Origin of the sequence: Methanothermococcus thermolithotrophicus DSM 2095 (assembly GCF_000376965.1) — an archaeon.
GTDB classification, from domain to species: Archaea; AGJL01; Methanococci; order Methanococcales; family Methanococcaceae; genus Methanothermococcus; species Methanothermococcus thermolithotrophicus.
In genome coordinates, this window is record NZ_AQXV01000023.1 from 1 (window position 1) to 15,323 (window position 15,323).

General features: G+C 32.7%; 13 protein-coding genes. 6 read left to right on the forward strand and 7 right to left on the reverse strand.

All coding sequences use genetic code 11. The annotated features are described in order from the left end of the window. Positions 1–377: F420-dependent methylenetetrahydromethanopterin dehydrogenase (locus tag F555_RS0100965; RefSeq protein ID WP_018153229.1), on the reverse strand; the 377-nt coding region annotated here is incomplete at its 3' end. A gap of 184 nt (positions 378–561) precedes the next feature. Between F555_RS0100965 and F555_RS08875 the strand changes: the two genes are divergently transcribed. Then, positions 562–840: a hypothetical protein gene (locus F555_RS08875; RefSeq protein WP_018153359.1), complete on the forward strand. Its 279-nt coding sequence runs from the start codon at positions 562–564 to the stop codon at positions 838–840. Between the two features lies 1 nt (position 841). Here the strand turns inward: F555_RS08875 and F555_RS08880 are convergent, their stop codons facing one another. After that, a complete protein-coding gene (locus F555_RS08880; protein WP_018153360.1) occupies positions 842–1,363 on the reverse strand; it encodes a type II toxin-antitoxin system VapC family toxin in 522 nt (173 codons plus the stop codon). Positions 1,364–1,659: 296 nt separating this feature from the next. Between F555_RS08880 and F555_RS0100980 the strand changes: the two genes are divergently transcribed. Continuing rightward, positions 1,660–3,090, forward strand: a complete 1,431-nt coding sequence (locus F555_RS0100980) for a radical SAM protein (protein WP_050559929.1) — start codon at positions 1,660–1,662, stop codon at positions 3,088–3,090. Between the two features lie 78 nt (positions 3,091–3,168). Further along, positions 3,169–5,364, forward strand: coding sequence for a phosphoribosylformylglycinamidine synthase subunit PurL (gene purL / locus F555_RS0100985; protein ID WP_018153362.1), 2,196 nt, complete (start codon positions 3,169–3,171; stop codon positions 5,362–5,364). 226 nt (positions 5,365–5,590) lie between these two features. On the opposite strand, the gene F555_RS0100990 is transcribed toward purL, so the two are convergent. Genes F555_RS0100990 through F555_RS0101010 form a run of 5 tightly spaced genes read right to left on the reverse strand, consistent with a single transcriptional unit; the run spans position 5,591 to position 11,722 of the window. Further along, positions 5,591–6,787: an RNA ligase gene (locus F555_RS0100990; RefSeq protein ID WP_018153363.1), complete on the reverse strand. Its 1,197-nt coding sequence runs from the start codon at positions 6,785–6,787 to the stop codon at positions 5,591–5,593. After that, positions 6,775–7,437 carry a PHP domain-containing protein gene (locus F555_RS0100995; RefSeq protein WP_018153364.1) on the reverse strand — a complete coding sequence of 221 codons (663 nt, stop codon included), beginning with the start codon at positions 7,435–7,437 and terminating at the stop codon, positions 6,775–6,777. Before F555_RS0100995 ends, F555_RS0100990 begins: the two co-directional genes overlap by 13 nt. Positions 7,438–7,496: 59 nt before the next feature. Then, positions 7,497–8,789 carry an amidohydrolase gene (locus tag F555_RS0101000; RefSeq protein WP_026182893.1) on the reverse strand — a complete coding sequence of 431 codons (1,293 nt, stop codon included), beginning with the start codon at positions 8,787–8,789 and terminating at the stop codon, positions 7,497–7,499. Between the two features lie 15 nt (positions 8,790–8,804). Next, positions 8,805–9,149, reverse strand: a complete 345-nt coding sequence (locus F555_RS0101005; protein ID WP_018153366.1) for a gamma-glutamylcyclotransferase family protein — start codon at positions 9,147–9,149, stop codon at positions 8,805–8,807. A gap of 17 nt (positions 9,150–9,166) precedes the next feature. Further along, positions 9,167–11,722, reverse strand: coding sequence for a DNA-directed DNA polymerase (locus tag F555_RS0101010; RefSeq protein ID WP_018153367.1), 2,556 nt, complete (start codon positions 11,720–11,722; stop codon positions 9,167–9,169). Positions 11,723–12,127: 405 nt separating this feature from the next. Here F555_RS0101010 and hacB point away from each other — a divergent pair, with 405 nt between their 5' ends. From hacB to F555_RS09285, 3 genes are all read left to right on the forward strand, one after another. Further along, on the forward strand, positions 12,128–12,634 hold the full coding sequence (hacB, locus tag F555_RS0101015) for a homoaconitase small subunit (RefSeq protein WP_018153368.1): 507 nt from the start codon (positions 12,128–12,130) through the stop codon (positions 12,632–12,634). A 57-nt stretch (positions 12,635–12,691) separates the two neighbouring features. Next, complete coding sequence (locus F555_RS0101020; protein ID WP_018153369.1) at positions 12,692–14,464, forward strand: ribosome biogenesis/translation initiation ATPase RLI; 1,773 nt, start codon at positions 12,692–12,694, stop codon at positions 14,462–14,464. 689 nt (positions 14,465–15,153) lie between these two features. Then, a partial coding sequence (locus tag F555_RS09285) for an S-layer protein (RefSeq protein WP_281109937.1) occupies positions 15,154–15,323 on the forward strand: 170 nt, incomplete at its 3' end.

Genomic DNA, 15,323 nt, shown 5'->3' on the forward strand with positions numbered 1-15,323 from the left:
TGTCTTCTTGCACCAATCATTGGGTCGCATTTTATAATGATATACCCCAGCCCTTGTTCAGCAATTTCGTCCTTTGCCTTTAAACCTGGAGCATCACCGATAATTACTGCAGGAATATCTGAGCTACTTAAAATTTCTCTTGCTTTTTTTGGACCTGGTGCAGCTGGGTTTGGTCCTATGTAAACTATAAAATCTGGTTTTACTTCATTTACCATTTTTGTAGTTACTTCTTCCACTTGCTCTGGCCCCATCTTTGCCCCACTGCTTAAAACTATAACATCTATATCTTTTCTATCTGCCCTCTCATCCAATGCTAAGTCCACAATTGGAGACATCCCGATATTCCCACACTTGATAATTCCTACTTTCACAACCATCGTATCACCAAATATTTAATATCTCATTATATATCTTAATTTTGATATAATATTTATAAATTATTATTTAAATAACTATTATGTATATTAATTTTTTAATTGACTGTCAAAAAAATATAAATAATATTGGATGCATACATTAAATTAGAATAAATAGAATTTTAAAACTGTTTAGGGGTAAAATATGGACGATTTGGAAAGCATGATCAACGCATTAAGCGATAAAGAGCTTATAATCAGGGTGGATTTGAAACAATACTTAAAAATAGTAAAATTTAAAGTTGGATCTATTGAATTGGAAGGGGAGTTGGGAATTAGTTTTAGAAGAATAAATGAAGAAAAAAAATCTATCGAATCTCCTGAAAAAGCTGAAAAAGTTGAAATTGAAGAACAAACTATAACCGAAGAAGAGAAAAAAGTCGAAAAGGAAAAAGAAAGAGAAAATGAAACAATAACTGCTTAGATTACCTCTTACCTTTCTTTTTACCTTTGTTATTTTTCACGTTATTTAACCTATTTTTAACCATTTTTCTTTCCAAAACACTGCCGCATACTTCACATATATCTTCGTCATGGTCTATTAGGTACATTTTTTTACAGCCTTTGCAAATTTTTCTCCAGACAAACTTTCCCTTTATACCTTCAGTAATCACAGGTTTAGTTGGAATACGTAATTTTTTAGCTACATTTTGGATACCATAGTCATCAGTATAAAGTGTACCTCCTAGATCCATTGTGAGTGCAAGTACTTCAATATCACGTATGGATATAGTATCTCCTGTTTTTACGGCAGTTTCTCTTACTTTTTCGACACTTTCATTAAGGGGTTCACGTACTTTTAACTTTCCGTACTCTAAAGCTAAAGCAACAACATCTTTCTTTGATTCAACCTCTTGTATTATGCCGTTTGTAGTGTAGTGTTCACCATCTTCAATTATTGGATTATAATCGTGAATAAGAGCTGAAGCATCTAAAACCTTTATCATTAAATCACCTGAGAGAATCGAAGGTGAGCTACATCCACTGTAGCGAAGCTACAGGGATCGAAGCAAATTCCAAAGGAATTTGCTGACTCACAAAAACATTTGTTTTTGTTGAGAGTTGAATAACCTATGATTATTCAACTAATTCATAGGAATTTGTTCAATCACCTGTTCAATAACCAGTAAAACAATATAGTTGTTTGATAATTAATATTTGACTATCATAGTTTTGATAATGGTTTGATAAAACATATATACACATATGGTGGGTTATCATGAAAAAACACAGAACTAAAAAAATGAAAAACGAAAATAGGCATAAGGATAGTTCATATCTTCAAGATATTTCACTGGATTTAAGTCAGTTTAAGATGATTACAGGTATCGATATTGATACCCTTGAAAATGAGTTATTGCTAGAAATAAATAAAAATTATTGCTGTAAGGTGCCCCTAAACTATGATGTGGAATTATTGGATGAAAAAATCATTCTAAAAGAGTTTGATGACGAGCTCAGTGGGGGCAATATTTCTGAACCCTCCAAAATAAAGGCTGAATCTATAAAGTCAGGTATATTGAATTCGATTTCTTTAAATCTAGCTCAAAATTTGGTTAATAAAACCACAGGTAGAAAAACATACTATATATTCCAACCTATCCCATTAATAGGACATACTGCCTTTGGTTTGATTGATAGGGGTACGAACGTTATACAGGTTAGAGGGTTAAGTGGATGTAACATAAACTGTCCATTCTGTTCTGTTGATGAAGGAAAACATTCTAAAACACGAAAAAACGACTATTATGTTGATAAAGATTATTTAGTTGAAGAGTACAAAAAAATTGTTGAGTTCAAGGGCAACAAACACATAGAAGCTCACCTGGACGGTCAAGGAGAACCTACATTATACCATCCGTTACCAGATTTAGTTCAAGATTTAAATGAAATAAACAAAGAGGGAAATGGAATCGTGACCATGCAATCCAATGGTGTGGATTTATCGTATAAATTGGTGGATGAATTAGAAGAGGCAGGATTGCATAGAATAAATCTATCCATCAATGCATTAGATGAGAGAATGTCAAAGATGCTATCTGGTAAAAGAGATTATAAAATCGAAAAAATCTTGGAATTGGCTGAATATATAAAGAATTCAAAAATCCATCTTTTAATAGCTCCATTACTCCTGCCAAATGTAAACGATGGGGAATTTAAAAAAGTAATTGATTATGCAGTTGATTTAGAATGTAAAAATCCTCAAAATATCATAAATCCGCTAACAAAAAAGAAAAATCCTATCCTAGGGGTTCAATTGTGTTTAACATACCAGTTTGGAAGGCGAGTAAAGAAAATGAGGATTTGGGAGTTTAAAAAATTTTATGATTTACTTAAAACCTATGAAAACGAATATGAGAAAAAAGGAATTAACGTTAAGCTCAGGGTTTCATTATCTGAAGATTTTGGAAGCCATAGAAGAAAAAAACTACCATGTCCATTTAAAATAAACGAAGTTGTGAATGCAAAGGTTGTTATGGGCGGAAGAATCCAGGGAGAAGTAATAGGGGTTGCAAAAGATAGATTGATACAGATAATAAGTCCTCCAAAGGGAGGTATCAAAACCGAAGGTTTTATCCATAAGAATGAAAATAAACTTATAGGAAAAACGGTTAAAGTTAGAATCCTGAGAACAAAGGACAATGTTATAGTAGGTAGCCTTTCCAAGCAATAACACATTAAATATATTGATTAAATTTAAATATGCATAAGTTATTATTCAAATATCATTTTAAATTTTTGGAGGAACACTATGGATCTAAACGATTTAAAGTATATTGAGGAAAAATTAGGTAGAAAACCAAATGATGTTGAAGTTGGAATGTTTGAGAACCTCTGGAGTGAACACTGTGCATATAGGAGCTCTAAAAAACTTTTAAGAATGTTTGGAAAAACCATCAAGGAAAATCAAAACATTGTAGTAGGTCCAGGAGACGACGCTGCAATAATCAAAGTAGATGGTAAAACATGTATTGCAATGGCGATGGAAAGCCACAACCACCCATCATACATAGACCCATACAACGGTGCAGCTACAGGTGTTGGTGGAATTGTTAGGGATATAATTTCAATGAATGCAAAACCTATAGCATTAATGGACGCTTTGAGATTTGGAGATATTGAAGGTGAAGAAAAGGACAAAGTTAGATGGTTAATTGAAGGTGTAGTTAAGGGAATCGGGGACTACGGAAACAGAATAGGGGTCCCAACAGTTGGTGGAGAATGTGAATTTGATAAATCCTACGACTACAACAACCTTGTAAACGTTGTATGTATTGGACTTGTAAACGAAGATGAGATAATAACTGGAAGTGCAAAAGAACCAGGATTATCCTTAATATTGGTTGGAAGTACTGGAAGAGACGGTATAGGAGGAGCTTCCTTTGCTTCAAAAGACCTTACAAGCGAAAGTGAAGAAGACAGACCAAGTGTTCAAATTGGGGACGCATTCACTGAAAAATGTTTGATAGATGCTACATTAGAAGCATGTAAAACAGGAAAAATAAAAGCTATGAAGGATTTAGGGGCAGCAGGTATAACTTCATCATGTTCTGAAATGTGTTACAGTGGAGGAGTTGGGGCAGAGCTCTATTTAGAAAATGTAATTTTAAGAGAAGAAGGAATGACTCCTTATGAAATAATGGTTTCAGAAAGTCAGGAGAGAATGCTTGTAGCTGTTGAAGAAGGAAGTGAGGAAGAAGTAATTAAAATATTTGAAAAATACGAGCTCCCAGCATCTGTAATCGGTAAAACTACTGATACAAAAAAACTAGTTGCAAAGATGAATGGAGAAACCGTTGTAGATTTACCTCTTGAACTTCTCTGTGAAGCTACTTTATTGGATAGGGAAGAAAAAGAAGATTTAAAAGAAACCCCTGACAACAAAGACGAAATAAAAATGCCTGAAGACTTAAACGAAGTTCTTTTGAAGTTGTTGAAGAGTCCAAATATTAACTCAAAAGAATGGATATACCAGCAGTACGACCACGAAGTTCAGTTGAGAACTGTGGTAAAACCAGGAAAAGATGCAGCAGTTTTAAGGTTAATAGATGGTTACCCTAAAGGAATAGCCATAACAACAGACTGCAACTCCACGTACTGTAAATTAAATCCTTACGAAGGAAGCTTAAACACAGTATGTGAAAGCGTCAGGAATTTGGCAACAGTTGGGGCAAAACCTATAGGAATGCTTGACAACTTGAACTTTGGAAACCCGGAGAAACCAGAAAGGTTCTGGCAGTTAAAAGAATCTGTAAAAGGATTGGCAGATGGGGCAGAATTTTTCAACATACCTGTTGTAGGTGGAAACGTAAGTCTCTACAACGAAACGGTAATAGATGGAAAAGATTATCCAATTAACCCAACACCTACAATTAGTATAGTTGGTGTTATAGAGGATGTTGAAAAAGTTCCAGGAGTATTTAAAAAAGCTGGAGAAGGGGATATTTTAATCATCACAAACGAAACCAAGGATGAAATGGGCGGAAGTGAGTACTACAAAGTAATTCATAATACGGAAGAAGGAATAGTTCCAAAAGTGGATTTAGAGAAAGAAAAACAGATTTACGAAAAAGTGGTGGAGTTAATAAACAAAGGTTTAATTAATGAAGCTGTTGACTGTTCAAAAGGTGGTTTAGCCGTAGCTCTTGCAAAAATGTGCATAAGCAACAACATCGGTGCAAAGTTAGAGCTCGCGGATTACAACAAGAACAACTTAAGAGAAGATGTCCTCCTATTCTCCGAAACATCCGGAAGAATCATACTTGCAGTAAGTGAAGAAAACGCAGAAGAAGTTTTAAAAGAAACTGGTGGATACATTATTGGAAAAATCCACGGTGAAAAATTAAAAATAAAACTAAATGGCGAAAAAATAATTAAATTAAAAGTTAAAAAACTATCTAAAGCATATAAAAATGCATTTTCAGAAATGATGGGAGAACTTGAATAAAACTTGAATAAATCTTCTTTTTTATTTTTTTAAATTTAATTTACAAAAAAGTTGCATCAAAATAAATAAAAAAACATCCTCAGTTACCCCAGGTCTCATCATATACAGCATCAGCAGGGATGACTCTCATCATTGGATGTTTTTGCTTTTGATATAGATAATAAATTATTAAACAATCTTAAACATAACTAATCTAAATAATATTTAATTCAATATATAGTTATGGTTACCAGAGATTTCCGTTTAAGTGGCTCTTGATTCTGTCATTTGTTGAACTGTATATCCTACCTATTTTTACCTTATAAATCCCATTATCTATTTTTTCTTTATTCTTTATCGTGAAATTAATATGTAATTTCTTTAAATATGCTACAAACTCGGCTATATCTTCCTCACTATCCATGAATATTTCAAAATCTTCTGAAATTGTTCCGCCTTGTGAAACTTTTTTTATGCTGTTGACCATTGGATACAGTATAGACTTTCCTAAGTCAAGTGCCCTTCTTTCCATTTCTTCTTCATTTTCTCCAAATTCAAAAGATTGATACCCCTCCCTAACGATCCTGCTAAACATAAAGTCAATTCCTAAGTCATACATATATTCAAATGCTACTGATAAATCGTTACATTGAGTATAGTGGGTAGTGTATTTTATAGGTTCAACAGCCATATCTGGATCTTTTAATACTACCCCCTCCCTTTGCTCATTGCTCAATGTTTCAATTAATTCTCTAACCTTTTCATGAGCTCCTTCTTTATCAAATATTCCAAGAGGTTTTACATAAGGAATATTATACTTTTTAAGCATTTTTTCCTTTTCATTAATTGAAAGTGGGTTATTTGTTTCTTTATTTCTTATGTCAAAAATATAGAATCCTAAGTTTTCGTATTCGTTATTACTCAATTCTTTATCAACTTCTGGATAGTAGTGGGATACGTAAGGATTGTTTAAACCTACCATTTCCCCACAAAGCATTAAATCAGGATAATCATCCAATATTTTTATACTATTTGATAGAAATTTTGAAACTTTTTTTGTTGTAAATGGGCAGATCTTTCCTCCCCTTGTAATTGCAATTACCTCATCATTTATATTGGCTATTCTAATGTTATAACCGTCTAACTTCTCCTCTACAACAATTTTATCTATAAAGTACTTTTTTAATGTGGGATACAAAGTCATGGCTCTTCTAATTTTTGGATAACCCATGATGTACTCAATATTATCATTTAAAAATACGATGGTGCCCCTTTCAATATGTTTTAATTTCTTTTTGAATGACAATATTTTGGTGCCTTTATACTCGTCTGTTGTTATTATCTTTCTCATAAAGCCTTTTTTTAAATCTTCTTCGCTTATTTTCAACCTTTCTGAAATTTTTGAAATAAATTTATCAGAATCACAACAGCTTATATCTTCCATAAAAAATCACATTTTAATTTTTTAATTTTTTTAGAAAGCTTACTACAAAATAGCATGTTTAAAGGATTTCCTAACTTTCCATGGTAGTTTAATTTGTTGGATTTCTTTAAAGTTTTTAAAAACTCTTTGGGATTGTCAATATCAAAATCGTCTATAATCATGTAGCTATTTCCTATTTCCCATGGAAAATGAGAATCGCTTCCAACTCCCATTAACATTTTGTTTTTCTTTGCATATTCGTATGCCCGTTCGTTAGGTTGGTTGTCAATACATCTACTGTTAAAAATTTCAACTATGTCAATTTTCTTTGTAAATTCGGGATCATTTAAATTATTAAACTTACACAAAGATCTTTTCCTTTTTATATCAAACGGATGGGGAAGATAGATAAGGCCTCCTTGTTCCTTTACTTTATCAAATGCCTCAAAAATATCCTTTTCGTTTATCTGCTCGTTTAAGAACATTCCAATAAATTCGCCTCTCTCTGTTGCAATTTCTTCCCCTGGAATTCCAAAATCCACCTTTGTTAGTATGTTGTGGTCTGCTATAACTGGTATGATTTCTTTTTTTAAACAAACTTTTCTTAAAATATTTATTGGATTTATGGAGCATTTGGAGGATATGGTGTGGACATGCATGTCTATTTTCATTGAATATTCACCGGGATTATATCTATAATACTATATTTATTAATTAACAGTTATAAATTTTAGTTGAACTTCTCTTTTATTTTTTCTACATTTTCATATACCTTATTTAAAAATTTATCTTCAAATTTAAATTTTTTGTTTTCCATTAAAATACTGCCCTCAACTATAACTGTATCAACATCATTACCATTTGCAGAATAAACAATATTGGATTTTATATTGTTAACAGGTCTTAAATGTGGTGCATTAAGGTCTATCAATACGATATCGTTGTTTTCAGATCCTAGTATGTCGCTATTAAATGCCATTTTTAAAACTGCATCTATGTCCCCAACTGTTGGGTCCCATCTATGTGCTTTGTGTAGTAATGCCGTTACTTTCATTTCCTCTAAGATATCTAAGTTGTTGTTACTTGCAGGACCGTCGGTTCCAATAGAAACATTTACCCCTTCATTTAGCATTTCAACAAGGGGCATAACTCCACCACTTGCCAACTTCATGTTGCTTGTTGGGCAGTGGGAAACTTTTGCATCATGTTTTGCCAGTTTTCTAACTTCATCCTTTGTAATCCATACACAGTGAGCTCCTATAACATTTTTATCCAAAACCCCTATTTTTTCTAAATATTCTATTGGACGGGTTTTTAAATTATTTTCCATTTCAACAACTTCATACCTTGTTTCAGATAAATGAGTATGTAATAAGGTATTGTAATCGTCAGCCATTTCCTTACATTTTAAATAGGTTTCATCTGAGCAAGTGTATGGAGCATGTGGTGCGATTGCAGGTTTAACTAGATTTTCATCATTATGCTTTGAAATAAAATCTTCTGCCATTTTTAAGAGTTTATCAAGGCTTTTATTTTCAGGTGTTCCAAAATCGATTATTGGAAAGCCGATAACTCCTTTTAATCCAATTTCTTTTGTAGCCTTTAAAATCTCCTCTGAAAAAAAGTACATTTCATTAAATGTCGTAACTCCAAACCTTAGCATCTCTAGACATCCTAAGATGGAGCCATAATAAACATCTTCTTTAGTTAATTTTGCTTCATTTGGCCATATCTTTTCATTTAGCCAATTCTGTAAAATCATATCGTCTGCAATTCCCCTTAAAAGTGTCATTGGAATATGGGTGTGTGTATTGACCAATCCCGGTATAGCACATTTATTTCTTCCGTCTATGATTTTAAGGTCTTTTCTGTTTAAATTTTTTTTCTCAACAAGATTTTTGCCTATTGTTTTATTTGTTTTTGGTTTGTTATCAGTTTCTACTTTTTCTATTAAAATATCGCAGTTTCTATAGGTCTTTAAATCGTTATCAACCACATATGAAAGGTTTTCTATTAAAATCATGTTGCTCATATGTATCTAGTCCTCCTTCCTTAAATATATAAAAACAGAATATTCATTACCTTCTTCATCAATGGCACTTGTTTCTCTCCTTATGTAGTAAATGCCTTCATCTTCGTAATCATCAAATATTTTTAATTCATCCTCAGTTATACCAAATAAAATAATCCCTTCAATAAATTTGTTTTTCTTTTCCCTTGCACCGTAGTAACCAATACTATCATCAAAAAACTTTTCAAATCCAAAAACTTTTCCTTTTTTCATTTTTGGAACCCTATTTATTAACTCCTTTAATCTCTCTTCTTTCATCAATTCTCCATATGCAAATACGTTAAATCCAACCTCTAAAGCTTTAACCTTCATTTTATCCCTTATTTTTATTAAAAGAATCTATCCAAAGTCACCTGTTTATCCAAGTTTTTAAGTTCATCTTTTGATATGCCTAAGGATTCCATGATTCTCAATACAGGCGGTAAAACTTGATTTTCAATGTAATAGTTTATATCGTAGTCCTTTGCATCTTCAGGTGAAAAAGCCCTTTCACTTATTGATTTATTTCCACTCGTTATTATATACTCTAGAACGTCTCCGACTTTTAGCCTGCCTTTCTTTTTAATTATTTTTTTGGCAACTTCAACATGTGGTGATGTGGTTTTATACTCGTCTATATTCTTTGTCAGCTGCGTGTATATTATCAAGTCTTTTTTATCTACTTTTCCATTTCTTAAATCGTTTATAACGTCCTGAATTACCTTTTTGGCTTTTTCAACATCTCCTTCTTTGAGTAAGGTTTCTAAAACTCTTCTTTGGGTTTTTTTAGCAATGTTAGACCAATCCCTTCTAACGAATTCCAAACCTTTAATTGTTATTTTATCCCTTTCATCAATTAATGCATACCTTTTTTTTGTGATAAATATGCCTCTTTTATAGTACCCCTCAAACTCTAATTCCATACTTTCCGGGAGTTTTTGGTTTATAATTTCTAAAAATTCATAGGTTTTATTTATCAATTCATCTTTATTTTTGGTCGTATTGTTATTTTTTAATTTTGAATAAAATCCATCGGTGTCTGCGTATATTACTTCAAACCCAAATTTTTCAGCTTCATCCATGGTTTTTTGAATGTAGTTTCTTCCAAGATATGTTATGACTTCTGCACATTCCTTTGAGTACCATCTTGCCCTTGGAAAGGCTAAGTAACCATAGATTGAGTTTGCCAAAACCTTCAAAGATTTCTGTTCGTAATTCAGTAGGTCATAATACTCGTCGGTAGATTTTGTATCCTCATCCATAACCTTCGGATTTTCCGTATCCAATAAAATTTTATCCTGCTTGGATTTCAAAATCGTTTTAATTTTCTTTCTCCTTTCAATTAAATCCTTTAATGTTTTTGGAATAATACCTATTCTTTTTTTACAAAACCAATGACCAAGTATTTTTTCAGCTTCATGTTCGCAGCACTTACAATCGATGGTATCTGGACTTATGTTATGGCTAATTATTATGGACGGGTAAAGGCTTTTGAAATCCATTGAAACTATGCTGTCGTGAATCCCCTTTATAGGTTCCTTTACATAGCCCCCTTCATACCTTTCTCTTATCCTTCTTAGATATTCTCTGTTTGAAGGTTTATTTGGTGCTATAAAATTGTTTTTAAATGAGTTTTTTAACAGAAGATATTCCACCATCTGACTACTGCTCATTCTGCTTATTTCAAATAACGTCTGATTTACGATTCTTGAAAACATTATTTCTAAAGGTAAGAAATATTCTCCAATTTTATAGGTATAATATGCATCTTGAAAGGAGTATTCCACCAAGGTTTCATTTTTTTCATTCCAGATGCGGGCTATATTTGAATGCCCAACTTCCAACTTATTTATTCCAAAGAGCTCGAAAGTCACATCCTCCAACTTGTATCTAGCTAAGTTCAAAAGTTTCCTTGCGATGGGATATAGATCGATATGAACCCTTCCTGGTATGTAGCTCCTTAAGTGCATCCCACCCTTTGAAATCTTTATGTCCTCGTTGTTAATTGAATAATAAAGTTGTTTATTTTCTTCGCAAACTTGATTTGAAGGGGACTTTCCCAAATTAACATCTATTCCAAGGTATTTTGCCCTTTTCTTTAAATATGGAAAATCAAAGTTATCCCCATTGTATGTGTATATTATATCGTAGTTTCTAAGTGTTTCAATTGTTTTTTTAATTAGTTCCTTTTCATCCTCTACGAGCTCGACGTATTCATGTTCAAAGGATTTATATGTTATAACTTTTCTCAAATCTGAACAAAAACTAGTCATTAAAATTGGATCCTTCTCTGGGTCAGGTTCTCCCCCTTCACAATAAACTTCCATGTCAAAGGAAATTGCCTTTAACTTTGGTATATTGTTATTAATTATTTTTTTATTTTTAAAATCAAAGTAGGCAGTTGGAACTATGCCGCTGTCAATTAGGTATCGCTTTGTAAATGGTATGTCGTGTTCGTATATTACCCCAATCTCCTTCAGGGCCCTAAGTTTTGGAACATCCTTTGGATATTTTACGATTATTTTGCACAATTCTTTTTCAACTATCCTATCCATACTGTCGTTAATATCCTTTAAAATAGTTTTTTTTACAATTTCTATGTTTTCCACAAGATCAGAAAGTTCTTTTTCTTTTAAAAAACTTTTTATATCATTTATATCTGCATCAACATAAAAATACGGTTTAAAATCTTTTTCTTTTAAAACTTGACGAAAACTCTTCGAGTTTTCGTAAGTCTCGACGAAACCTTCGGTTTCGTGAGTCAGCGAATTTTTTGAAATTCGCTTCGACAGCAAATCCTTCGGATTTGCTTCGATGTGTTGTAGGGGTCGGCACATTTCATTGATTAAGTACAAATACAGGCATTTTTCTTCTGAGCTGTAGTTTAGGTCTATAAGGACATCCATGATAACACCAAATGAAGGATTAAATTTATATATTGGCAAAAGTTGCAATATATTTAAATTATATGCTTTTCAACATGTATTGATTATTTATATGTCACTTATTATTATATATTATTCTAATAAGAAATACGTTCATCCCATCAAAAAATTACAAGAAATATTTAAGCTATATCGTTTTATATTTTGTTATTGGCCTATTTTATCAAGTAACTGAAACTTATGAAAACTTCGGTTTTCATATATTTATGGCATAGACGAAACATTATAGCATAGGATTAACGGTTTTTCGTTTAATATTTTTAAAAGCACAAATCCTTCGGATTTGCTGATTTACTCACTTCGTTCGTAAAATACACAAATCATAGATTTGCTAATTTACTCGCTTCGCTCGTAAAAGGTGATAATATGAAATTAAAAGGTAAGGTTCATATTTTTGGAGATGACGTTGATACAGATGCAATAATTCCAGGAGCTTATTTAAAAACTACAGATGTTTATGAGCTCGCCTCACATTGCATGGCAGGGATTGATGAAGACTTCCCAAAAAGAGTTAATGAAGGAGATTTAATAGTGGCTGGAGAGAACTTTGGATGTGGGAGCTCAAGAGAACAGGCACCAATTTCCATTAAGTACTGTGGAATTAAGGCCATTGTAGCTGAGAGTTTTGCAAGGATATTTTATAGAAACTGTATAAATATAGGTTTAATCCCTATCGTATGCAAAGGAATAAAAAAACACGTTGAAGATGGATATACTATCGAGATAGATTTAGAAAACGAGGAAATAAAAATTGAAGATACAGAAGGGACAATAATTAAGAAAATCAAATGTAGCGCTCCTAAAGGTTTGGCGTGTGATATATTAAGTGCAGGAGGGCTTGTTAACTACGCTAAACAAAAAGAATTAAAGTAATTTTATTTTTTTAACTTTACATTTGGATGATGTGTAAAATTGATTAAGGTGATGTTAATGAGATTGGCTATTTTAGATTATGACAGATGTCAGCCAAGAAGGTGTTCTTTGGAATGTATGAAGTACTGTCCAGGAGTTAGGATGGGTGAAGAAACTATAGTTATGGATGAAAGTCTTGGGAAACCAATAATCTCAGAAGAGCTCTGTGGTGGATGTGGTATCTGTACTAAAAGATGTCCATTTGAAGCTATCAATATTATTGGATTACCTGAGGAACTAACAGATGATAAAATAGTACATTCCTATGGTAAAAATAGGTTCAGGCTTTATGGTTTGATAACTCCTAGAGATGGTGTAGTTGGTATATTAGGTCCTAACGGTGTAGGTAAATCTACAATATTGAAAATTTTAAGCGGTGAATTGATACCTAACTTGAATAAGTTGGATGAAGAGGTTTCCTACGATAAGGTTAAGGAGTACTTTGCAGGTACTGAATTGCAGAGTTACTTTGAAGAATTGAGAAACAAAGGAATTAAACCTGTTCACAAACCACAGTATATCGATGCTCTTCCAAAGGTTGTTAAGGGAAAAGTAGGAGATTTATTAAAAAAGGTAGATGAAAAAGGACTCTTTGATGAAATAGTAACTAAGTTGGAATTGAATAAACTGTTGGACAGAGAGCTCGATCAACTTAGTGGTGGTGAGCTCCAGAGAGTGGCAATTGCAGCTGCATGTTTAAAAGAAGGAGACATTTACTACTTTGACGAACCTACATCATGGCTTGATGTTAAGCAGAGGTTCAATGTTGCAAAAGTTATAAGAGATATCGGTGAAAATAAAAAGGTCGTTGCAGTTGAACACGATTTAATTGTTTTAGACTATCTTTCAGATTATATTCATATTGTATATGGTACCCCTTCAGCCTATGGGGTTGTAGCTCATCCAAGGGGAACAAGGGTAGGTATAAACACGTATTTGGATGGATTTTTAAAGGAAGAAAACATAAGGTTCAGAAAGAATCCAATCGTATTTGAAAAGAGACCACCTATAGACCATTCAAACAGACCTTTGCTTTTAAACTATTCAAAAGTTTCAAAGACCTTGGGAGATTTCAAATTAACTGTAGAAGGTGGAGAAATATATAAAGGAGAAGTTGTTGGTATCCTTGGTCCAAATGGTATAGGTAAAACTACATTTGTTAAACTGCTTGCAAAAGTTGTTGAGCCTGATGAAGGAAGTATTTCAGGGGATGATGTAAAAGTTTCATACAAACCACAGTACATAGTCTCTGATTATGATGGTACAGTTGAGGATTTACTGAGGTCTATAACCAACATAAACACTTCATTCTATAAATCAGAAATAATTAAACCATTAAGTTTAGAAAAGATAATGGATTTCAATATTAAAGACCTCTCAGGTGGGGAATTACAAAGGGTTGCCATTGCAGCATGCTTAAGTAGGGATGCAGATATATACCTTATAGACGAACCTTCGGCATTTTTAGACGTTGAACAGCGTTTAAGTGTTTCAAGAGTTATCAGAAGAATGGCAGACGAAAAAGAAGCTGCAATGCTTGTAGTTGACCACGATATATTATTCCAAGATTACATTTCAGATAGATTTATAGTATTTAGTGGTGAGCCAGGAATTTGGGGAGAAGGTTCTGCCCCACTGAAGAAAAGAGATGGAGCAAATAAGTTTTTAAAAGAAATGAATATCACATTTAGAAGGGACCCAGATACTGGAAGACCAAGGGTTAACAAGGAAGGAAGCCAAAGAGATTTGCATCAAAAGGAAATTGGGGAATACTACTACGTGGATGAATAGATATAAAATGAGGATTAAATATTTTCAATTAATTGGTAATACTACGGAGCTCGATAAATTGAATAACTTAAATATAAATTTGATGTGTTGGTAGAGCTCAGCAAAAAACATTGGAATTACTAGATAAAAAAACTTTAATATATATCTCCAACCCCTTTATAAATCGAAGCAAATCTCGATTTGCTGTCGAAGCGAATCCAAGGGATTCGCTGATCGAGACAAATTTCAAGGAAATTTGTCGATTCACAAAAACCAAAGGTTTTTGTCGAGAGGTGTTGGATTGAACAAAATCCCTTCGGGATTTTGTAGCTCTTCGTTCGCTTCGCTCACTCCGATCCCCAAATCTGATACCTACTCAACGAAGTTGAGTAGGTATATTTTAGGAGTAGATTTAAGTTTGTTATATCCGACAATATAAATCTATAAATATTTATTTTAATCCATTTAAAAAAGTTGCAAATATTTGCAACTTTTTTGTTTTTGAATACATCTTCTTAAAATAGTTCTTTCTTAGATTAAGATTAATATATAAGGTTTAATGCCATGAAACCATTGTTACAACCGTTTCAAATGGAAAGGTATATATATCAAAAATGTCGAAGGTATTATCGTGAAAGAATTAAAAAGTCAAAAGTCAAAATAAGGTTGAATATAAAAACTAAAAAATCAAAGGGTGAATATATATGGCTATGAGTTTAAAGAAAATTGGTGCAATTGCAGTTGGAGGGGCTATGGTAGCTTCCGCATTAGCAAGTGGTGTAATGGCAGCAACCACATCAGGAGATGTTGCAGGATTTATGAAAAATGCTATTAAAGAAGATGGAACACCAAACGTAGATATTGTAGTTGGTTCAGGAGC